Raw genomic sequence first — 20391 nt, 5'->3', positions numbered from 1 at the left:
TATGTAAATTGTATAGGCAGAGTGTTGGTAATGTGCTTAGAGTGTGAGTGAACCGATCGTGGATTGTAAATAAGCGCAGATGTGCACCTGTTTACAACAAATATGATGGAAGTGAAGTATATAGGTGCACAAGTGCATCTATTTGAGCAGTTTTGAAAAGCAGTTGGCGTACTAAGTGTATTAATGCGCTTAGATGCCGCGATGCTGCTGCTAATCGGAGTTAGCTAACTAAACTATCGCGTCAAATTGAGCTGAGATAGCCATATATTTTGATCCAAGCCCCTGCTTGTCAAACTAGTCCGCATAATTGGTCAAGTCCCCTCATAGACATGTTATCAGCCAGTAAAAAACAATGTGCAGAGGGGATGATTACATGCGTCGCATGACATGGACCGCGGCAATATTATTAATTTTTTCATTAGCATTAGCGGCTTGCGGAACGAAGGACGCCGAGTCCGTGGTTAAGGAGCTCGACAAGGTAGTAAACAGTATGGAGAGCTATCAAGGAAGCGGGACGATGACGCTGCGAACGGGACAGCAGCCACTCGAATACAAGGTGGAGGTTTCCTATCAAAAGCCGCAATTTTATCGGATCAAGCTGACAAATGAAGAGAAGGACATTACACAAATCGTGCTTCGCAATGACGACGGCGTATTCGTTCTCACACCGAAGCTGAATAAAGTATTCCGCTTCCAAAGCGATTGGCCGCAAAACCAAGGGCAAGTATATTTATATCAAACGCTCATTCAAAGCATCCTAGTTGATAACTCGCGGCAATTTGTAATCGATCAAGATGCTTACGTGTTTGATGTCATGGCTAACTACAACAATGGTTCATTGTCTCGTCAAAAAATTTGGCTTAATAAAGCAGACTACAAGCCGGTTCAGGTTGAGGTCAGCGATACGAATGCAACGGTAATGGTCGAAGTGAAATTTGACAAATTTGATTTTGGTCCAAAATTTGATAAAGCTGTATTTGAGACAGAAGCAAACATGAATGCTGCTCCTACTAATCAAGAGACGGAAGAGCCAACGATGACTACGCCGGAGCAACCCAGCAACAAGGGAACAAATACGAATACTGAAGTAGAAGCAGGAACCCCAGGCAATAAAGTGGACAAAGACGGGAATAAGCCAGGAACTGACAGTGCAGTAGACGGTAATAATCAAACGAATAATAGCGGCAATGCTGCGGAAAATGAAGGCGATGGAGCTGCAACGGGTACTACTCCTGAAGCCACTAATTTCACAGCAATGGAACCTTCGTACATTCCAGATGGTGTGGGCGAGCCGGAATTAGTTGATATTAAATTTGGCGGTAATCCTGGTCTGATGCTTCGTTACACTGGCGATTATAGCTACACGTTGATTCAGACGGAGCCAAAAGATCAAGCAGCCTCCTTAGTAGATGGGGTGATGGTCGATCTAGGCTTTACGTGGGGTCAGCTCAGCGGTGATGAACAACAGACGCTCACCTGGACTTACGAGGGTCATCAGTTCCGGCTGACCAGTGCAAATCTGCCTGAGTCCGAAATGCTTAAGGTCGCACAGTCGGTACAGGGAGAAATCGGGAAATAAAGCGGGGAAAAGAGCGAATTTCCAAGACGTACTAGCCAATTCCGAGGTTCGTTTCATTGACAGTCTTAGCAGCAAGGTTTAACATTATTGCTATTGATGTTTGCTGCTCGGACTGTTGTGGCTGAAAGATGAGGAGAAGGTGAAAGACTTGGATTCGTTTTATCGCCCGACTAGGGTTGAATTATCACTTGATGCATTACGACATAATTTACAAGCTTTTCGCAATGCCATGCCACAGGACTGCAAGCTAATGGCCTCCGTTAAGGCTAACGCTTACGGACATGGCGCGGTAGAAATAGCAAGGGAAGCAGAACGCTTTGGCGTGGACTATTTAGGAGTCGCTTTTCTTGATGAAGCATTGCAATTGCGCAAGGCAGGCATCCTAACCCCGATTCTTGTACTTGGATTCGTGGCTGCGGATGCCTTGTCTGTCGCTAGAAGCAATGATATTACAATAAGCCTGTTCAGGGATGACATTATGGAAGCAGCTGCAAAGCTGCCGCCTGACATAAGTGGACGAAAGCTTAAAGTTCACATCAAGATCGATTCCGGAATGGGACGGCTCGGCATAATCGGGAAAGACGCTGCGATTTCTTTTATTGAAAAGGCGTTGCAGATACCACAAGTTGAAGTTGAAGGATTGTTTACGCATTATGCGCGTGCGGATGAAGCGGATAAGAGCTATACGATCATGCAGTACGAGCGATTTCGAGAAGTGGCAGATTATGTCCGGCAGAATGGATTGCCTATACCGATTATTCATGCGGCAAACAGCGCTGCAGGCATTGACACTCCGCAATTTGCGGACGGTATGCTGCGATTAGGAATTAGTATGTTTGGTCTTTATCCTTCTGAAGAAGTTAATCAGCAGCGAGTGGAGCTGAAGCCGGTCTTGACGCTGAAAACAGAAGTGGTTATGGTCAAAAAAGTACCTGCCGGCTGGGGAATCAGCTATGGCACTCGTTATTTTTCAAAAAGCGAAGAAATCATCGGAACACTTCCGATTGGATATGCAGACGGCTTTAGTCGCATGCTAACGGGTAAAGCCCACGGACTTGTACGAGGTGTAAAAGTACCAATCCGAGGTACGATATGTATGGATCAATGTATGATAGCGCTTGATGCAGCTTCTGATGCGGGAGCGTTGCCAATTGAGTCAGGTGAAGAGGTTGTGCTCATTGGACGCCAGGGCAATGAGGCTATTACAGTGGAGGAAGTAGCTGAGCAGCTAGGAACGTTAAATTATGAATTAATCTGCATGCTTGCTACACGAGTACCTCGCGTATATGTCAGAGGTAACCAAATAATAGCTGTGCAAAACCCCCTAACTTAGACATCATTCGAATTGGTAATTGTTTCATCTTACAATTTTTCGTAAATGAAGAGGATTTTCGCCAAATATCTCGAATGTAGTAAGGCAGATCATCTATAATGGCTATACATGAAAACATACAGCATATTTGATATACGGCTATCATAGATATGTTGAAGTATAGCGACGGCAATATATTGTCATAATGTGTATTAAGGTTATGGAAAAGTTTTGGGGGTGCGAGTTCGGTGGCCAATGTACAAAATACCAAAAGAATCATGATTAGCCTGCCAGATCACTTGCTGGAGGAGGTTGACGGGATTGTAGCCAAGGAAAACTCCAACCGCAGCGAATTTATTCGGCAAGCCATGAAGCTGTATTTGGTGGAGCGCAAAAAACGTCAAATTCGAGAATCCAWGCAGCGCGGGTATATGGAAATGGCGAAAATAAACCTGAACATGGCCTCGGAAGCTTTTCAAGCGGAGGAAGAAGCAGATCATACGTTAGGCCGTCTCGTTAGCGGGGTGTAGAGGTTGATTGTAAAACGTGGAGATGTCTTTTTTGCGGATTTATCGCCTGTCGTCGGATCGGAACAGGGTGGTGTTCGCCCCGTCTTGGTCATTCAAAATGATATTGGAAACCGTTTTAGTCCAACGGTAATTGTGGCTGCAATCACAGCTCAAATTCAAAAGGCAAAGCTGCCTACCCATGTTGAAATGGATGCCGCCGCCCATGGGTTTGATCGTGATTCTGTCGTATTGCTTGAACAAATTCGGACGATCGACAAGCAAAGATTAACGGATAAGATTACGCATTTGGATGACGAAACGATGCGTAAAGTTGATGATGCTTTGTTAATCAGCGTTGGATTAATTGATTTTTAATGAGTGAGAGGGCTATTTGGCATAGGAAGGGGATTTCCCTTCTGCTGAATGGCTTTTTTTGTCGACTTTTACTGAATGTTGTTGAACTTGGAAAAATAATGATAGACAAATGAAAGTTCAATTTGCTATTATGAACTCAATTACTTATTGCAAACCTATATATGAGCTTTATTATGCGAAGAACGCACGTAGTACGCCTTAGTTGGCTGCTGCTGCGTTCTTTTTTTGTGCTCAGAGAGGAATGGGGATGAAAAAGAGACGAAATGCAATCATTAGTTTAACAGCTGCGGTGTTGTCGGCAAGCCTCGTGTATGGCATGTATGAGCTGCAAAGAATTCAAATCCAGGGGGAGGAGACGGTAGCTGTTCTCGTACCCAAACGATTTATTGGGGCTGGCGAGCGGCTTAAGGAAAGTGATTTAGAGTACAAATTGGTTCCGCAATCTGCTTATGTCTCCGACATGGTATTGAAGCTGGAGCAGGCTGCTGGGAAGGAAACGATGATCCCCCTTGGCAAAGGGGAGCCGCTCTTGATCTGGAAGGTCGACGATTATTATTTGCAGCCTAGAAGAAGCGAGTCGACATTTCAAATTCCGAAGGAGTATATACGCTCGATTTCGAATGGGATCAGAGCAGGTGATAAGGTGCTTCTATACGCTTCAGGTGATGCGTCTCCCTCGATGAGGATTTTCTCTGAGGCAGTTACTGTAGCCTCGGTCAAGACATCTGGCAACGTCGAAATAGATAATATTGAGAACCCGAATTTATTTTCGCTGGCTGAGGGAAATAAAGAGCAAATGTATGCGTCTAGGCGGGAAGCTAACGGAATGATTGATTATTTGAATTTAAATTTGTCGGAGGAACAGTGGCTTAAGCTCGACAGCTTATGCAAGGGAGGCTCTTTGAAGCTAGTTGTCGCTTATAGTCCGACATCGCTTGATTTGGTTGCTGGAGAGGAGGCTGAGTAATTGTGAATGGAACGCCAGCGCCTCTTGCAGTATTTATTGGCACGACTCCCAATATCGGAACGACAACCGCGGCGTTTGCAACCGCATATCGTATGGCGGAAGCATGCGGCAAGCCAATCGGCTACTTATGCCTTAATCTCAAAAGCGCGAAGATTCATCGGTATATCGGTGTAGACGAGCCACTTGTAACGCTGGATAAGCTTCGTCCAGAGCTTCGTTCCTATACGTTGACGCCGGAGAAGCTTCGCAGGGCTGTATATTCTGTGCCAGGTCAGCCGAATTTGCAGGTGCTGTTCGGTAATCTCATGAGAGATCAAGCTGAATATTTCACCCCAGAAGAAGCGGAGCATTTGCTTTCGATTGCGGAACAAACTTTTGCATTTGTCATTTTGGATGTGGGTGCCTATTGGGACAACGCAGCGACTATTTGCTCTATCCGTAGAGCGGGCTCGCGCATACTCGTTACAACTCCTGCATTATCGCATTTTCAAGAGGATGGAAGACGCTGGATAGGTCAAGTATCGCCCTTATTTGAAGTCACGCCTGAACAATACGATTCGGTCATTATCAACGGTCCATGGAGAAACGGAGGTTATCAGATGAAGCATATTTGCAAAGAGCTGGGAACAAAGGCACTTGGCCAGCTTCAATTAAGCGAGCCAGTTTTTAGTCAGTTGGATAGTGGAACGTATGCACAGTGGCTGAAGGTTGATACGGAGGGCAAGCAGGTTATGCAGGAGCCCGCCAAAGCGATGATGAAGAGGCATAATATACGCAGTATGAGCACTTCTGTTGCAGTACAGCCTTGGTATCGCAAACTGTTAGCGCATCGCAATGGTACGAGTTCGTGACAGCGGGGCAAAATCGATTTTCGCCTTCCCAATTCGCAGCTCAAATGCAATCGGAGAAAGAAAAACGTGAGCATGATGCAGTTGGTTCCTATTTGCCATCGGACGCACAAGAGGAAATGGGCAAGCTTGCCGATGATATTCGAACTTATTTAAGCGCCCCGCACGGGCTTGGCGAGGAAGAGCGCAGGCAATACAGCGAGACCTTGAATCGTGCAGTGCTTGGCTATACGCAGGAGCGTGAGCAAATTCTTGCGGTTATCACGGATCGATTAATTAGGCTTCGAATACATGGAGCCGCTAATATACAGCATTCGTTTCAATCGCTCGCAGAGGCGTTATTTGCGGAAGTGATAGGATTGAATGTTTTGGAGCTGGTGCTTGCTGACAAGGAAGGCTTGGAGGAAATACAAGTCGTTGGCGAGAGGGTTTTTACGGTAAAGAATGGGGTTACAAATGCTTCAGGCTACCGCTTTAACGACATTCGAGAGGTGGAGCGCATCCAGCAAAATTTAGTGCTCTACAATAATGACCGCATCAATCCGCGTAAACGGTGGGCAGAGGTGATGCTGCGAGATGGATCGCGTGTTACGATGACAGGTTTTGGCTTCACGGCAAACCCGACCTTAACGATTCGATTCTACACGGTACGAAGCTTCAGCCTTGAGACATTAAGTAAACAGGAATACCAGACGATTAATGCGCGAGTAGAGAGCTTGCTTAAAGCCATCTTAGCTGCACGATTCAATATGGTCATTATTGGACCAACGAACTCAGGAAAAACCAATTTAATGAAAGCTTTAATTGCTGAGCTGCCTGATGAAGAACGAATCATTACGATTGAGAGTCGATTTGAGATGATGCTGGGGCGTGATTTTCCAAATAAAAACGTTGTGGAATATATGACCGATGAAGAGGATTCCTATCATCGCTCGGATCAAGCTTTTAAGCTCGCGCTCAGGCAGTCGCCGCAGCGCATTATCCATGCCGAAATTCGCGACATGGATGCGAATATTTATGTCCGTGCCTGCACGCGTGGACATACCGGAAGCATGACGACCGTTCATGCGAACAGGCTGGAGGATGTGCCAGAGGCGATAACCGATATGTGTATGCTCGATGGAAGAGGCATGAACGCTGAACGGCTCGCAAAACGAATTACACAGTATGTAACCGAAATCGGCATTGAAATGAGTTACTTGGGTGGACGGCGAGTCGTTAGTCGGATAGGGGAGCTGTGCTGGGAGAATGGGCAGACAATCGTTAGAGACTGGGTAAGATTTGATGAGTCGCGAAATGATTGGCAGTTTCCAATGGAGCCAACTGTGAGGTCGGCTAGCAGGCTAATCACAGGGGGACTCAACGATGAATAAACTTTCCACAGCAGCAGCGGCATCCTTATTATTTTGCTTAATGTTTATCGCGTTGTATCACCTGTTCAAGCTGTGGTCGACTGAGCAGCAGCTCAGAAGCAAGCTCGCTTACCGGGCAAATAACGGTTGGCGCAAGAAGCTGGCTGAAGGGTTCAGACGATATAGCTGGCTGCATGATCATTTGAATGAACTGCTCGAGACGCTCCGATTGAAAATAACGCCTGCTTCCTTTGCTTGTGTATCAGGATTGCTGTTGCTTGCGGGGATTGCTTCTGGTGGCATATTTTTTCAAAGCGTCAAAGGAACCTTGTTGTTCGGCGCGTTGCTAGGGTTTTTCCCTTATACAATATTACGAGCACTGCTGGTACACCGCAGAATGCAGACGCAAATGGATTTTTTACCTGCGGTGGAGCTATTTTATCAATGTTATCTCGTAACAGGTGAGCGGCATGTCAGGAGTGCGCTGCAGCGCACGGTGGAGGAGAGAAGGCTGCTCGGACCGATGCAGCTTGTTTTTGAACAGCTGTATCGTAATTTATCGGTTCGAGGCGATGATGAAGCAAGCCTGAGGCTGCTCTCCGTTTCACTCGGCCATTTGTGGGCGGATTATTTCGTTCATATTTTGCGGGTGGCGCTTGTTGAGGGGGCTCCTATAACAGATAGCTTAAAAGAGCTTCTAACCGATATGCGCAAGGCAAGAAGAGCGGGCGAGCAGGAACGAAATCGATTGCTAGAGATTCGTGTAGCTAACTTCACGCCTATATTGTTTCTTGCTTTATTTGTAGGCATTAATCTCAGATACAACAAAGATAACTCTTATTATTACTACATCGTTGACCCGATGGGAAGAGATATGCTGCTAAATGCAATGGTGCTCATCTTTGCATCGTTCCTAATGGGTTTGTGGCTTTCACGCAAAAAGATGTGAAAGGAGGCAGTAAATGCCTGAATGGACAGGAGTATCAATACGGTTAGCGCTGTTAATAAGTCAGTGCATAGGCGGCGCGGCTGCGATTTATATGCTTTTGCAGTTGTGGCCGGAGCGGCCATCGAGATGGAAGCACCTCGCTGTATTCGGGTGGCGAACGAGGCAAGCACCGGATAAGTGGCTGCGGTTTTTGCTTATTTCAAGGCAGCATCCTTCTTTTATAGAGCGGGAGCTGCTGCTCGCAGGCTGTGGTGTAACCATCGATACAGCTTGGTATGTTTTTGCAAGGCGATCGTTATTAATTGGTGTAAGCGGGATAATTATTTTGGCTGCTGCATGGTATGAGCGTATAAACGCCTATATCCCCATGTCGTATGCGGGTCCAGGCTTACTCATTGTGATGCTTGTTTTGTATGTCGACCTAATATGGCTGCGTTCTATTCGCAAGGTGCGCACCCTGCAAATTACGAAAGAAATTTTCATTATTAGCAGGCAGCTTCTTTATTTATCCGATTCCTCCCTGCATGTTCATGCGAAGCTTCTGAGATGTGTACCCTTTACGAGAGCGATGCGCTATGATCTTGAACGGCTTCTGGCTGAATGGTATCACGATGCGGGCGGCGCACTTCAACGGTTTAAGCAAAGGCTCGGAACGGAGGAGGCTTTGAGCTTTGTAGAAACGATTGATGCGCTTCGACTCCATGAGAGTCCGCAATATTACGAATTGCTGCGTGTACGTATAGAGGATTATAAAGAGAAGCTGGAGCTGGCTAAAGAAAGTCGTAAGGAATCAACCTCTTATTTTTTGTTTGTTATCGCGGGAATCCCCATCTTGTATACCTTTCAAGTGTTTATATATCCATGGGTGAGAGAAGGACAGAAGCTGTTTGAATCGCTAGGCTAATCATTAATCGGTTATTTTGGAAAGGAGGTGGTAGCATGCGTAATATTTTGATGACAGTCATGATGCTTGTTGTTGTTATCGTTTTGTTTAACTCAATCATCGCTGAGGACAAGACTGGAACTAGCAGTCAGATCGAATCGCAAGGAACAGCAGCCAATACAAAAATTGGCGCTCTGCTTCCTTAAGCTCAGCTGCATAAAATTATAAAGTAGAGCGGAGGTGTTCCATTATTGCGCTCAATACTTGTATCGATGCTGCTGCTTATTGCCGTAATTATTTGCTATCAAGCAGTTGCTGATGGTGATAAGGGAATGAAGAAGCAAATCGATGGGGCAGGCAGCTCGATAAGCAGCCATATTAGGGAAATGAGTCCATGAAGCAAATATTGATTTTCGTTTTGTTTGCAGGGCTTTTATGCTGGCTTATGTTTTCGCCCATTTATAAGCATGTTCTCATTGTTAGACAAGCTGTTTTGCAGCAGGAGGTAGATTATTTACTGGAAATAGGCGCTAGTGGAACCTACGGCTACATTAGCGAGGAAATGCAAGAGCAATCTAGGCAGCGTATGGCTCGCTATGGCATGCAGGCTGACCAGATCGAATATAAACTAGCTACAACGAGTGGTGTCACAGCTTCAAACCCTAGCGCCCCTGTTGTAAGAGGGACCGGCATTTCGTTGACACTTAGCTACCCGTATGAGGATTTATTTGAAATAGATCGATTAATTGGTCTGGCACCTCCGCTGCCGAGCGAGCGAATGCGGGCTTTTGGAATGAAAATGAGTGAATATTTGCCATAACGGAAAGAGGTGAATGAATCGATGTACAAGCTATTGCTTATCGTGTTGATGATGACGGTCTGGATATCGATTCATTTGCTTCAGGTTGAAGAGGAGCTTGCGATGCGCACCTTGTTCCAAAGCAAGCGAGCGATTAATCGAGCTGCGCATGCAGCTGCACAACAGCTTGATCCAGCGGCGCTTGGCAATGGCGTGCTTCGATTATCTCCAGGTGAAGCGGCAGCGGCAGCGACTTTATATTTGCGAGAAAATTTAAGGCTGGATGAACAAGGCGTGCCGCTGCCGGAATCATTTTTGAAAAAGCGAGTTGAGGTACTCGTATTTGAGATCGTAAATGATGAAAAAACTTTTCCATACCTTTATCGAAATGAGACCTTTGATTATGAGGTGACGCTTAATCGGCCGGGAGTTGTGTTGATTGTACATATCGTGTATCCGCGAGCGTTTCAAGTGATGGATCCTATTGAATGGGATATTAAGGGGGCAGCAGAGCTGGTAGCAGGTTGACGAAAATTTGGAAAATTGGTGTAATAAGAGGAGGGAAATAAATAGGAGTTGATTAACGAAGTGATGGATATTAAAGCAGATGTTCCTGCTGAGCTTATCAAACAACGAATTGAGCGATTGCAGGACGTTATGAAAGCAGAGCGAATTATTGGTTTTCTTATTACTCAAAATGTAGATCTATATTATTTTTGCGGATCTATGCAAACGGGTTATTTATTTATTCCAAGCATTGGGGAACCTACCTTTTATGTACGTCGCAGCGTTCAACGCGCTAAGCTGGAGACGGTCATTCAGGTAGAGGAGCTCGGTGCTTTTCGTGTTTTTGGAGAAACGCTGGCAAAGAACTATGCGTATTTGTTTAACAAAGGAGAGGAGCTGCGGATAGCCGCCGATCTAGATGTGCTTCCAGCGCAGCTTTACATCAAGCTGACGGAGCTGCTTGGCACATCGGGACGTTGCGAGCTGATGGATGGCTCAGCTCACATTCGGAGATTGCGAATGATTAAATCTCCATGGGAAGTAAGCCGTATCGAGGCAGCTGCCGAAGTAGTGGCACAAGCATTAAGCGAGGCGCTGAATGATCTTAAGGAAGGAATCAGCGAGCTTGAATGGATGGCGCGTGTTGAATATGAGCTTCGTATACGCGGACATATTGGTTTGATGCGCATGCGCGGATATAACCAAGAGATAACGACCGGTATGGTTATTTCGGGAGCTGCAGCAGCGGTTCCATCCTATTTTGATGGACCTGCGGGCGGACTTGGTCTTGGCGGGGCATCGCCGCAAAGCGTAAGCAGATCGATCATCAAACGCAATGAACCTATATTAATTGATATTGGCTGCTGTGTAGATGGATATGTTATCGATCAGACACGTACAGCCGTAATAGGGAAGCTTTCTGAAACCCTTCACCATGCCTACAAGGTGTCGGAGTCAGTAATTGCTGATTCTGAGAAACTTATGATTCCTGGCACGCCTTGCGCAAGGCTTTATGAGGCTGCGCTTGAGAGCTGTGCAGCAGCTAAGCTAACCGATCATTTTATGGGTTATGGTGCGGATCAAGCCAAGTTTCTAGGGCATGGCATTGGGCTTGAAATCGATGAGTGGCCTGTACTGGCAAAAGGTTTTCAAATGCCTCTGCAGCCCGGCATGGTTATCGCAGTTGAACCGAAATTCACGTTTCCGGGAGAAGGCGTGGTCGGTATTGAGAATAGCTATTTAATTACGGAGCAAGGCGCTAGAGCGCTGACTCGTCCCAAGGCGGAGCTCATTCTTTTGCCTTAACAAATAGAGGGGGAAACGATAGAAATGAATCGAAAGTTAACGAATCGGCTTCATCGTGATTATATTACGGTTTATCGCATTAGTGAGCTAATTACGAACGGTATTTTTCTCGCTTTAATCATCGCCTATTTTTCTTGTGCAACGATTTGGGATTGGACGCTAATACCAGGATGGATCGCATTATCCATTTTTGCCATCTCTTTTATTATGTTCACTTGGGTTATTCCAGAAATGAAGTATACGCGATTTTCATATGAGCTATTTGACGATGAGCTTGAAATTCAATCAGGTCTTATCTTTTTGAGCAATGTTCTTGTTCCGATGGTACGCGTACAGCATGTCGAGCTTGAGAGCGGTCCTCTGATGCGGAAGTATGATCTGGCTAGCGTATCGATAGTTACAGCTGCTACAACCCACCGAATCAGTGGTTTGAAGCAATCGGAAGCAGAGCAGTTGAAACGTAAAATTGGAATTTTGGCTAAGGTGGATGATCAGGATGAATGATCGCCGCACGCTTCATCCAATGTATATATTGTTCGGACTGCTGAATACGATTAAAGGTTTTATTCCTGTTATCTTGATCGGCGTATTGAAAGGGACCAGTTGGACTAATTTGAATTGGTACTGGTATACCGGGGCAGCCGTTTTATCTGTCGTATTATTAGTCTTTAGTTTTTTTGAATGGAAGCGTTTCGGATTTTGGCTGGAAGAGGATCGTATTATCATTCGAAAAGGCTTGTTGTTCAGGGATGAGAAAACGATCTACTATACACGTATCCACTCCGTTAACGTCGAACAGCCGCTTATACAGCGGTTACTCGGGGTTGCTCAAGTGAAGATCGAGACGCCTGGCGGCAATAAGAAGGCAGATGGGATATTGCCGGCACTCTCTATAAAAGAAGCAAATGACATCCAGTACATGCTTAGAAAACAAGCATCGTCGATCGTTGTACCGACTGATCCGGCTGCTGAACATATCGCGGTCAATGAACAGGCTGATGAGCAGGTTGTTGTAAAAATAAACAATAAGCCGCTTACACCGCAAGCTCCGACTGTCGAGGCCAGCACCAAAAAATCGGAGATAACGTTATCGGCTGCGCAGCTTCTTCAAGCAGCTGCGACATCGACTAATTTTGGTCTCGTAGCGGCGTTTTTGGCGGGTTTGTTTTCTTTTGCAGATGATATTATCAATCAGCTTCTCCCGGATCACTTTTTTGAAACGGTTGTCGAGGATTCAACTAGTTTAATGCCAAGCTACATACTCATCGTAATTGTTGTCGTTATTGGAATTGTGCTGGCATGGCTTCTGTCTATTGTTTTGTACGTGCTGAAGTATAGCGGCTTCTCCATTAAAAGAGATGGCAGGCAAATTGCAGTTTCTTATGGTTTACTTGAGAAAAAATCGTTTGTTTTTGACCCGAAGAAGGTTCAGGCGGTTATCGTCAACGAAGGACCGCTCCGGCAGGCGATTGGTTATGCGGAAATCCAGCTTCAAATCGTATCATCGGACAAAAAGGAACAGCTTATGCTGCATCCTTTTCTGAAGTTTTCCGATATTCAAAAAGTACTCGATGAATTTGTTCCTCAAATGAACATTCCTTCGAGAGCTAAGCTGATCGGTGCGCCAAAACGTGCCTTCATTTATTACGTTAGAATCGAATTATTGATTACTCTGCTTTTATGTACCGCATTGATCGTATTATTTAAAGCAGATGGGTTATGGTCGCTAATACTGTTGCCGATAGTTATTTTGTGGAGAAAAAGCTGCTATAACGCTGCGGGGGTTCATTTGGGAGAAGGCCAGTTAACGCTTCGCAATCGTTTTTTATCACGATCTACTTATATGGTTAGGCGCCCGCAAATTGTAACGATGAGAGTAAGCCGCTCCATTTGGCAGCAGAAAAAAAATCTGTTTGCAATAGCGGTTCGGGTTCTGGGCAGCCCTTACGAATATCGTGTGAAATCACTCGATCGTGCGGACTTGCAGCCTGTATGGAATTGGTACAGCCGCAGTCATAACAAACAATAGAATATGGTTTCCATTCAACAGCTGCGGAAGAGCTACTATTTCCGCAGTTGTTTTATTTTAAAAAAATAAATTTAAAAGCAAATGAACGAAATGTGCTAGTGAACCGTCTAAGCTACAAGTGAATGAAAAAGAGGAGGTTGCGCGCTCGTGCATGACGAGACGAAGCTAATTAAGCAAGCAGTTCGCGGCGATTCGCGAGCGCTCTCGGAACTGCTGCGACAAAATTATTCATTTCTGTATCAATACGCACTTAAAGTAACGATGAACAAAACACGTGCGGAGGATGTCACACAGGAAACGATGCTGAAAGCGATTGAAAAAATAGCGACCTTTCAGATTAAAGCCAAATTTTCTACTTGGCTTATAACGATAGCATCGAGGCTCGTTGTTGATCGAATTCGGCGAAACGAGCTTGAAAAGCATTGGGTGCAAGAGGAGCAGTCGCTCAGGTCCATTCGCTACAATACTTTGCAGCGAGGAGATGAATGGCCCGAGGCGCTTCAAGCATTAGGTGATCTGAATAGCGATACTCGAATACCGGTATTGTTGAAATATTATTACGGCTACTCACAAGAGGAAATCTCCTCGATGCTGGATATCCCAGTAGGGACAGTAAAATCAAGGCTGCATAATGGGTTAAAGCAGCTGCGGAAGGAGCTAACGGAGCATGAAGAAGCTTAAAGAGGAAACAGAGGATCAGAAGTGGTTCGATGATCAACTGCAAGAGACATTAAATCGATTTGATGCTATTCATGCACCGCATGTTCCAGAGCTGCAAAGATTCGAGGACATGGTGGATGCGCATAAGCAGCAAATGAAAAGAAAGCTATGGAAGGATCTTTTGATTTTTTGGCTGTTAGCTTGTTTAATTTTTGGAATGATGATGTGGATGTTGGATCGTAACTTGGTATGGTTCGCTGTGCTTCAAGTGGTCATTGCCGTTGGAGGCATAGGTTTTGTTGGCATAACGTTTGGTCGAAGGAAGGTGCGAACATGGAAGAGCTGAAGATCATACCGATTTGGGGATGGATTTTGCTTATCTCTGTCTTGATCGCACAATCAACGTGGCTATTCATCGATGCTCGTAAAAGGGACAGTATGCCTTGGTTTTGGGGGTTATGGGGTTTGATTCAGGCGCCGATGCCGCTTCTCTTTTATTTTATTTTTGTGCGGAGCGGATGGTTTCCACGTCGCCGTGGAAAAGGAAATGAATAGCCTGATCATTTTTAAATCGAACTAAGGGGGCTTTAAAATGAATAATCAAATCGAATTATCGGATATATTACCTATCATTGCACCAATAATCGTTATTCAATTGATCTTAATGGTGATTGCATTGGTATTGTGTGCTAAGGCGGAGAGTACACGCGGTCCTAAGCTGATGTGGGTTTTAATTATTATATTTGTAAATATTTTTGGCCCGATCGCCTTCTTTATTGCTGGAAGGAGGAATGAAAGATGAGCGCATTGCTTCAGGTGAAGGGACTCACAAAAACGTTCGGTACAGTTGATGCAGTAGCTGGAATCGATTTTTCGATTGCGACAGGCCACTGTGTTGCCCTTCTAGGACCGAACGGAGCAGGGAAAACAACAACAATTAAAATGATTACAGGCCTGCTTAAGCAGACGGCAGGACAAATGGATTTTATGGGATCTGCTCAAGCAGGCAATCATCGTGAGTTGATTGGATACTTGCCGCAATCACCGTCGTTCTATAATTGGATGACTGGAATGGAATATGTGATATATGCAGGTAAATTATGCGGTCTCAGCGCTGCAGAGGCCAAAAAACGAGCCAAAGAGTTGCTGGAGCGTGTCGGGATTTCCTCTGCTGCGAAGCGGAGAATAGGCTCCTATTCCGGAGGCATGAAGCAGCGCTTAGGTCTGGCTCAAGCGCTTGTCCATCAGCCTAAGCTGCTTGTTATGGATGAGCCCGTTTCAGCGCTTGATCCGATTGGACGCAGAGAGGTGCTTGAATTGCTGCGTGAGCTGAAGCGGGAGACGACGGTGCTTTTCTCGACGCATGTTCTGCATGATGCCGAGGAACTGTGTGATGATGTCATTATTATTCGGAATGGGAAAGTTGCGCTGCAAGGAGCGATTGAGAAGATTCGCAATGAGCATCGCAAACCGATCATTGAGCTTCAGATTGAACGTGATGCAAATTCAGAACGCTGGTTATCCTCTTATGTAGAGCGTATCCAGCCGGCCCTTACGAATAGCGGCAAAACTAGTCTCTTTCAAGATGTTCAATTGCACAATGGAATTGCACGATTTACTGTAAACGAAGTGGATGCAGCTAGACGGAGTTTGCTTGAAGAATTGACGAGAGAACAAGTTAAGGTAAGCAAATTGGAGATTGGTCATTCATCATTGGAGGATTTATTTATGAGGGTGGTGACTGCATGAGTACAAAAGAAATGAGTCGTTTACAGACAGTTACTGTTCCTTCAGCTGGATCGTCAAGCTTTACTCGATACATGGTTATGGTTCAAAAGGAGCTTCTCGAACTTATGCGAAGCTTTAAGCTGYTATGGGTGCCATTAGTATTTATATTGCTCGGTATTATGCAGCCGGTATCAACCTATTTCATGCCGGTCATATTGGAGAAGGCAGGAAGTTTGCCGGAGGGAACGGTTATCGAAATTCCTACGCCGCTCGGTACTGAGGTTCTTGCACAAACACTGCAGCAATTTGGCACACTAGGGGTTCTTGTTCTCGTGCTCGTTTGTATGGGGACGGTGTCTGGTGAGCGTATCAACGGCTCAGCATCACTTATTCTTGTAAAGCCGATTTCGGTATTATCTTACATCTGCTCCAAATGGACAGCTATCGTTATGCTTACCTGGGGTTCATTTATAGCGGGGTATCTTGCTTCTTGGTACTATACAGGCTTGTTGATCGGCGATGCTCCAATGGATAAGGTGTTTAACAGCTTGCTTATCTACGGTTTATGGCTCACCTTTGTAGCAACGATTACGCTCCTTTTCAGCTCGCTGCTTCGGAGTCCGGCGGCTGCGGCGTTCTCGGCATTGGGGGGAGCTGTCATTTTATCCATTTTGACGGGGCTGTTTCCTAAGGCACTGGGGTGGAGTCCAGGCGCATTAAGCGGTTTTGCCTATCAAGCCGCGGTATCAGGTATAGAAAATAATTATCGATTCGGTTGGTCGATTTTGATCACAATGATATGTATTGCAGCGTCTATTTGCTTATCAGCAACGGTTCTTCGCAGAAGTTCAGCTGTTGAATAATGTAATTATTCCGTCTATCAACTCTCTTCGATTGGACACCGCTATCATTTTTTAGTAGGATAGTAGTGAAAGAATCAGCGGCGAAGAAACAGGAGTTGAGGACGATGCTACAGCTAGGCACAAAGGTCGTCATTGTGGCTGACCAATATGAACAAAACCTGCCCATCGGGGAACATGGTTATATTATAGCTTACGACCGCAATGCGGATAATGTATTTGATTACGTGCTCAGAGTACCCTCTGCGAATCGTAATTTCCTTATTCCTGATGAAGATGTAGAACTTGAAGAGGTACTCATTCAAGATGAGGTTGACCGCATTGAACGTGAGGCTTTAATTGATTTTGCTCTTGCTACACATAATGAAGAATTGTTTAAACGAATTATGAACGGTGAAGAAGAAACGGAAGCGGAACCAGAGAGTACGGCAACGGAGACGCTTAGCCCAGCGGACTTTATTCGTCAGGTTAATTTAAAGGCTTGGATTTAAAAGAATAGCTTGAGCTTTGGACTGTCCTGTAAGTCACTTTGGTGACCGCGGAACAGTCTTTTTTTTATGCCTAGAATTATAGAGATTTATGTGAGCTTGTGGTGATAAAATGGACGAAATGTTATGAACCGTGGAAGGGGCTGCTGCATTGCACAGAGAGAGCGTTAAAAGATTGATCAAAATAGCAGTATTTCTACTCATTACAATTGTATTGACAGCCAGCCTGCAGGCATTAACGCAATCTAACCGAGACTTGCCGCAAGCAAAGCGGGGAGTGCTGGATTTATCTAATTGGAGCCTTGAGCAGGATGGCCCTGTTTTTCTTGATGGTGAATGGGAATTTTACGAAGGACAGCTGCTTACGCCTGCCGATTTTCACCAAAACAATTCGGGAATTTCTTATTTATCTGTACCTGCTACTTGGACAGGGAAAAACGCTAAAGGAGGTATGGCTCGAAAAGGCTTTGGGACATATCGTCTAAAGATTCTTCTMCAAGATGAAAAGGAAGGTTTGGGTCTGAAAACAAGAAGTATCCGAATGGCTCATCGGTTATTTATTAATGGCAAATTGGAAAGCGAAAGTGGACAACCATCCTCGAGCAAAAAATTGAACATACCTGGAAATACGCCTTCTAGCGCTTTTTTTCAAACCGAAACGAGGGAAGTTGAGCTTGTTATTCAGATATCCAATTATGTGTTTGTCACTGGGGGGATCGTCAATTCGATTTCGTTCGGATTGGATTATGATATTAGCAAGATGAATGGCAGACAGCTAGGCATAGGAATTGGACTTGTTTTGATTATGGGTATGTTCGGGGCGTATCATCTTATCTTTTATTATCTTGGACGGAGGAATAAAGCTTACTTGCTTAGCGGATTGTACCTGCTAATCTTGTCTTTAGAGCGTTCACTGAATGGTGAGAAAATATTTCAACAGCTGCTTCCGAACATTCCATTCGACATCACTTATAAGCTGCTTGATTTGAGCCAAGTTTTAAGTGCTATGGTCATTATTATATTTTTTTGTTCATTTGATGCCAGGTTATTGTCGCCGAGAAACTTAAAGCTGTTTCAAACGCCATTTATCCTTTATATTGCTGCTGTTTTGCTGCTGCCGTACAGCGTTCACATTAATGTAAAAGGTTTAACTTTATATTATTTAGGGCTGTTGGTGTCGTATATCATTTTGAAAATGGCTGTATTTTACATACGCAGTGAGAGTACTTCGTCTGAAGGGAAAGAATGGCTTCTGTTCATTGGGAGCGGCGTTTCTTTGATGGTTTTTCTCCTATACGATGGTCTCTACTCGACGAATGTCGTAGACACTAATTTAGTGGGAACATTCGGTATTATCGGATTTATTGTCATTATAAATATTTTGCTCGCTGTAAGATTTTCGAATGCCTATGAGAAAACTGAAATACTCTCCCGTCAATTGCTCGTTTCCAATCAACTGAAGGATGAGTTTTTGATGAGTACCTCTCATGAGATCAAAACACCTCTGCACGGTATTATGAACATGACAGCTCATTTGCTTGAGGATGAGGATCATAATTTGCAGCCAAAGCAAAAACAAAATCTTTGGTTGATCAAGGATACTTCCACTAAACTGTCTATGTTAATTCATGACTTAATTGATGTAAGCCGCTTGAAGCATGGAGAATTAAGGCTGCATATGACAGTGGTGGATTTGCGAGTAGCCGTTCAGATCGTATTTGATGTACTGCAATTCGAGCTAGCTGGGAAGTCGGTGCGATTAGACAATCAGGTGGAAGTGGATATTTGGGTAGTTGCAGATGAAAGCAGACTTAGACAGGTGCTCTATAATCTGATTTATAACGCAATTAGGCATACAGAGAACGGCTGGATAAGGGTTAATTCGAGGTTGTTGGACAATAGGGTAGCTATCACTGTTGAGGATACGGGAAAAGGAATTCCGAGCAATAAATTTTTGAAGGTTTTCGAATATTTTGAGCAGCTGGAAGAAACGCTTCCGTCGGATGGTTATATGGGAATGGGCGTTGGTCTGTACATTAGCCGCAAGCTGGTTGAGCGAATGGACGGCGAAATTCGAGTGGATTGGTCCGAGATCGGTGAAGGAACTCGTATGCTCTTTACACTGCCTAGGGCTTTAGACATTCAAGGCTATCGGGAAGCTTCGGCATCCTCAGAAAACGAAATGGTGCAGCGAGTGACAGCTGATCACGCCTCGCTCGACGTTATAGGCTATTATGATCGTACCATTTTAATAGTGGATGACGAGGCCTCCAATATTTATAGCTTATTACATATATTAAAGCAGCATCGATACAATGTGATTACAGCATTTTCGGCTAAAGAAGCGATGTTCAAGATGGACGAGCATCCTCGTGTGGACCTTGTTATTTTAGATGTCATGATGCCGGGTACTTCTGGTATTGAGCTATGCCGTACACTGCGAGACCGCTATTCGATTCTAGATTTGCCCATTCTCTTCGCGACTGTTAAGGACACACCTGCAGATATTGCGTTAGGTTTCAGGGCAGGTGCTAATGATTATATAACGAAGCCATTTGATGGTGAGACGCTGCTTGCTAGAATCCAAACATTGATTGCAATGAAAACCTCCATTCAGGAGGCCATTCAAAATGAGCTAGCCTTTCATCAGGCTCAAATTAAGCCTCATTTTTTGTTCAACGCGTTAAGCAGCGTTATTTCCTTCTGTTATACAGATGGAGAAAAAGCAGCCTATTTATTGTCGATGCTAAGTCAATATATACGCTACATTTTAGATACGGATCGATCTAATTTAGTCGTTCCTCTAGACCGTGAGCTTGAATTGATTCATGCCTATGTTGAGATCGAAAAGGCTAGGTTTGGAGAGCGGTTTACTTTTATCTCTCATGTAGATGAAGGTCTTCAAGATGTAGAGATTCCTTCTTTATGCATACAGCCCTTTGTTGAGAATGCGATCCGTCACGGGTTGTTTGATAAAGAGGGAGAGGGCACTGTTTCATTAAAGATTAATGAAGGACATGGCTATATACAAGTAACCGTCGAGGACGATGGTGTTGGAATGTCGGATATTCTGCTTAGTCAAATAACGAGCGGAGAGAAGCGGGATGGGGGCATTGCTATCGCTAATATTCGAAAGCGGCTAGAGGCCATTTCTGGTGCTGCATTCACCGTTCATTCAGAGCAAGGGAGCGGAACAAAGATAACGATGTATTTGCCTTATGGTATCGTATAGGGTGAATAA

Annotated in this window: 24 protein-coding genes; all 24 read left to right on the top strand. The window is 44.7% G+C overall.

What is annotated here, in order from left to right; all coding sequences use genetic code 11:
• Positions 1 to 373: 373 nt before the first annotated feature.
• The 24 genes from AC1DPK_RS32300 to AC1DPK_RS32185 all read left to right on the top strand — a co-directional run bounded on the left by AC1DPK_RS32300 (position 374) and on the right by AC1DPK_RS32185 (position 20382).
• Positions 374 to 1579 carry an outer membrane lipoprotein-sorting protein gene (locus AC1DPK_RS32300; RefSeq protein WP_441876968.1) on the top strand — a complete coding sequence of 402 codons (1206 nt, stop codon included), beginning with the start codon at positions 374 to 376 and terminating at the stop codon, positions 1577 to 1579.
• 148 nt (positions 1580 to 1727) lie between these two features.
• Positions 1728 to 2912 (top strand): alanine racemase, encoded by a 1185-nt coding sequence (gene alr, locus AC1DPK_RS32295; RefSeq protein ID WP_441877571.1) that lies wholly within the window; start codon positions 1728 to 1730, stop codon positions 2910 to 2912.
• Between the two features lie 227 nt (positions 2913 to 3139).
• Positions 3140 to 3421 (top strand): CopG family ribbon-helix-helix protein, encoded by a 282-nt coding sequence (locus tag AC1DPK_RS32290; protein ID WP_477512806.1) that lies wholly within the window; start codon positions 3140 to 3142, stop codon positions 3419 to 3421.
• 3 nt (positions 3422 to 3424) lie between these two features.
• Positions 3425 to 3775, top strand: coding sequence for a type II toxin-antitoxin system PemK/MazF family toxin (locus AC1DPK_RS32285; protein ID WP_028609438.1), 351 nt, complete (start codon positions 3425 to 3427; stop codon positions 3773 to 3775).
• Between the two features lie 247 nt (positions 3776 to 4022).
• Positions 4023 to 4742, top strand: coding sequence for a CpaB family protein (locus AC1DPK_RS32280; protein ID WP_441876963.1), 720 nt, complete (start codon positions 4023 to 4025; stop codon positions 4740 to 4742).
• Between the two features lie 2 nt (positions 4743 to 4744).
• Positions 4745 to 5593, top strand: a complete 849-nt coding sequence (locus AC1DPK_RS32275; RefSeq protein WP_477512805.1) for a CpaE/TadZ family protein — start codon at positions 4745 to 4747, stop codon at positions 5591 to 5593.
• Positions 5548 to 6963: an ATPase, T2SS/T4P/T4SS family gene (locus AC1DPK_RS32270; RefSeq protein ID WP_477512804.1), complete on the top strand. Its 1416-nt coding sequence runs from the start codon at positions 5548 to 5550 to the stop codon at positions 6961 to 6963. Before AC1DPK_RS32275 ends, AC1DPK_RS32270 begins: the two co-directional genes overlap by 46 nt.
• Positions 6956 to 7891 carry a type II secretion system F family protein gene (locus AC1DPK_RS32265; RefSeq protein WP_477512803.1) on the top strand — a complete coding sequence of 312 codons (936 nt, stop codon included), beginning with the start codon at positions 6956 to 6958 and terminating at the stop codon, positions 7889 to 7891. The genes AC1DPK_RS32270 and AC1DPK_RS32265 overlap by 8 nt, the downstream gene beginning before the upstream one ends.
• Positions 7892 to 7904: 13 nt before the next feature.
• Positions 7905 to 8795, top strand: a complete 891-nt coding sequence (locus AC1DPK_RS32260; protein WP_441876951.1) for a hypothetical protein — start codon at positions 7905 to 7907, stop codon at positions 8793 to 8795.
• Between the two features lie 35 nt (positions 8796 to 8830).
• Positions 8831 to 8980 carry a hypothetical protein gene (locus AC1DPK_RS32255; protein WP_179089950.1) on the top strand — a complete coding sequence of 50 codons (150 nt, stop codon included), beginning with the start codon at positions 8831 to 8833 and terminating at the stop codon, positions 8978 to 8980.
• 45 nt (positions 8981 to 9025) lie between these two features.
• Positions 9026 to 9172, top strand: coding sequence for a hypothetical protein (locus tag AC1DPK_RS32250; RefSeq protein WP_441913223.1), 147 nt, complete (start codon positions 9026 to 9028; stop codon positions 9170 to 9172).
• Positions 9169 to 9594 (top strand): hypothetical protein, encoded by a 426-nt coding sequence (locus AC1DPK_RS32245; protein WP_441876945.1) that lies wholly within the window; start codon positions 9169 to 9171, stop codon positions 9592 to 9594. The genes AC1DPK_RS32250 and AC1DPK_RS32245 overlap by 4 nt, the downstream gene beginning before the upstream one ends.
• A gap of 21 nt (positions 9595 to 9615) precedes the next feature.
• Positions 9616 to 10101 (top strand): hypothetical protein, encoded by a 486-nt coding sequence (locus AC1DPK_RS32240; RefSeq protein WP_441876943.1) that lies wholly within the window; start codon positions 9616 to 9618, stop codon positions 10099 to 10101.
• A 63-nt stretch (positions 10102 to 10164) separates the two neighbouring features.
• Complete coding sequence (locus tag AC1DPK_RS32235; RefSeq protein WP_477512817.1) at positions 10165 to 11385, top strand: M24 family metallopeptidase; 1221 nt, start codon at positions 10165 to 10167, stop codon at positions 11383 to 11385.
• Positions 11386 to 11409: 24 nt separating this feature from the next.
• Positions 11410 to 11889: a PH domain-containing protein gene (locus tag AC1DPK_RS32230; RefSeq protein ID WP_339207432.1), complete on the top strand. Its 480-nt coding sequence runs from the start codon at positions 11410 to 11412 to the stop codon at positions 11887 to 11889.
• Positions 11882 to 13414 carry a PH domain-containing protein gene (locus tag AC1DPK_RS32225; protein WP_477512802.1) on the top strand — a complete coding sequence of 511 codons (1533 nt, stop codon included), beginning with the start codon at positions 11882 to 11884 and terminating at the stop codon, positions 13412 to 13414. The genes AC1DPK_RS32230 and AC1DPK_RS32225 overlap by 8 nt, the downstream gene beginning before the upstream one ends.
• Positions 13415 to 13561: 147 nt before the next feature.
• Positions 13562 to 14095: an RNA polymerase sigma factor SigY gene (gene sigY, locus AC1DPK_RS32220; protein ID WP_441876934.1), complete on the top strand. Its 534-nt coding sequence runs from the start codon at positions 13562 to 13564 to the stop codon at positions 14093 to 14095.
• Positions 14082 to 14420, top strand: coding sequence for a YxlC family protein (locus AC1DPK_RS32215; protein WP_441876931.1), 339 nt, complete (start codon positions 14082 to 14084; stop codon positions 14418 to 14420). The genes sigY and AC1DPK_RS32215 overlap by 14 nt, the downstream gene beginning before the upstream one ends.
• Positions 14408 to 14629: a sigmaY antisigma factor component gene (locus AC1DPK_RS32210; RefSeq protein ID WP_441876928.1), complete on the top strand. Its 222-nt coding sequence runs from the start codon at positions 14408 to 14410 to the stop codon at positions 14627 to 14629. Before AC1DPK_RS32215 ends, AC1DPK_RS32210 begins: the two co-directional genes overlap by 13 nt.
• A gap of 37 nt (positions 14630 to 14666) precedes the next feature.
• On the top strand, positions 14667 to 14876 hold the full coding sequence (locus tag AC1DPK_RS32205) for a PLD nuclease N-terminal domain-containing protein (protein WP_339207436.1): 210 nt from the start codon (positions 14667 to 14669) through the stop codon (positions 14874 to 14876).
• The gene (locus AC1DPK_RS32200; RefSeq protein ID WP_477512801.1) at positions 14873 to 15823 is read left to right on the top strand and encodes an ABC transporter ATP-binding protein; all 951 of its coding nucleotides are present in this window, start codon (positions 14873 to 14875) and stop codon (positions 15821 to 15823) included. Before AC1DPK_RS32205 ends, AC1DPK_RS32200 begins: the two co-directional genes overlap by 4 nt.
• Positions 15820 to 16665 carry an ABC transporter permease gene (locus tag AC1DPK_RS32195; protein WP_477512800.1) on the top strand — a complete coding sequence of 282 codons (846 nt, stop codon included), beginning with the start codon at positions 15820 to 15822 and terminating at the stop codon, positions 16663 to 16665. Before AC1DPK_RS32200 ends, AC1DPK_RS32195 begins: the two co-directional genes overlap by 4 nt.
• A 104-nt stretch (positions 16666 to 16769) precedes the next feature.
• A complete protein-coding gene (locus AC1DPK_RS32190) occupies positions 16770 to 17153 on the top strand; it encodes an ATPase (RefSeq protein WP_339207439.1) in 384 nt (127 codons plus the stop codon).
• Between the two features lie 148 nt (positions 17154 to 17301).
• Entirely contained in the window at positions 17302 to 20382 is a 3081-nt protein-coding gene (locus AC1DPK_RS32185) for an ATP-binding protein (RefSeq protein ID WP_477512799.1), read from the top strand.
• Positions 20383 to 20391: the final 9 nt, after the last annotated feature.

It is taken from the genome of Paenibacillus sp. 01T424, from assembly GCF_056398745.1.
This window is presented reverse-complemented; position numbering and strand designations above follow the sequence as displayed.

What these genes read in the sequence shown, in the direction of transcription:
- AC1DPK_RS32300 (WP_441876968.1), top strand. Translation starts at nt 374, where the DNA reads ATGCGTCGCATGACATGGACCGCGGCAATATTATTAATTTTTTCATTA.
- AC1DPK_RS32280 (WP_441876963.1), top strand. Translation starts at nt 4,023, where the DNA reads ATGAAAAAGAGACGAAATGCAATCATTAGTTTAACAGCTGCGGTGTTG.
- AC1DPK_RS32265 (WP_477512803.1), top strand. Translation starts at nt 6,956, where the DNA reads ATGAATAAACTTTCCACAGCAGCAGCGGCATCCTTATTATTTTGCTTA.
- AC1DPK_RS32260 (WP_441876951.1), top strand. Translation starts at nt 7,905, where the DNA reads ATGCCTGAATGGACAGGAGTATCAATACGGTTAGCGCTGTTAATAAGT.
- AC1DPK_RS32255 (WP_179089950.1), top strand. Translation starts at nt 8,831, where the DNA reads ATGCGTAATATTTTGATGACAGTCATGATGCTTGTTGTTGTTATCGTT.
- AC1DPK_RS32245 (WP_441876945.1), top strand. Translation starts at nt 9,169, where the DNA reads ATGAAGCAAATATTGATTTTCGTTTTGTTTGCAGGGCTTTTATGCTGG.
- AC1DPK_RS32240 (WP_441876943.1), top strand. Translation starts at nt 9,616, where the DNA reads ATGTACAAGCTATTGCTTATCGTGTTGATGATGACGGTCTGGATATCG.
- AC1DPK_RS32235 (WP_477512817.1), top strand. Translation starts at nt 10,165, where the DNA reads ATGGATATTAAAGCAGATGTTCCTGCTGAGCTTATCAAACAACGAATT.
- AC1DPK_RS32230 (WP_339207432.1), top strand. Translation starts at nt 11,410, where the DNA reads ATGAATCGAAAGTTAACGAATCGGCTTCATCGTGATTATATTACGGTT.
- AC1DPK_RS32225 (WP_477512802.1), top strand. Translation starts at nt 11,882, where the DNA reads ATGAATGATCGCCGCACGCTTCATCCAATGTATATATTGTTCGGACTG.
- AC1DPK_RS32215 (WP_441876931.1), top strand. Translation starts at nt 14,082, where the DNA reads ATGAAGAAGCTTAAAGAGGAAACAGAGGATCAGAAGTGGTTCGATGAT.
- AC1DPK_RS32210 (WP_441876928.1), top strand. Translation starts at nt 14,408, where the DNA reads ATGGAAGAGCTGAAGATCATACCGATTTGGGGATGGATTTTGCTTATC.
- AC1DPK_RS32205 (WP_339207436.1), top strand. Translation starts at nt 14,667, where the DNA reads ATGAATAATCAAATCGAATTATCGGATATATTACCTATCATTGCACCA.
- AC1DPK_RS32200 (WP_477512801.1), top strand. Translation starts at nt 14,873, where the DNA reads ATGAGCGCATTGCTTCAGGTGAAGGGACTCACAAAAACGTTCGGTACA.
- AC1DPK_RS32190 (WP_339207439.1), top strand. Translation starts at nt 16,770, where the DNA reads ATGCTACAGCTAGGCACAAAGGTCGTCATTGTGGCTGACCAATATGAA.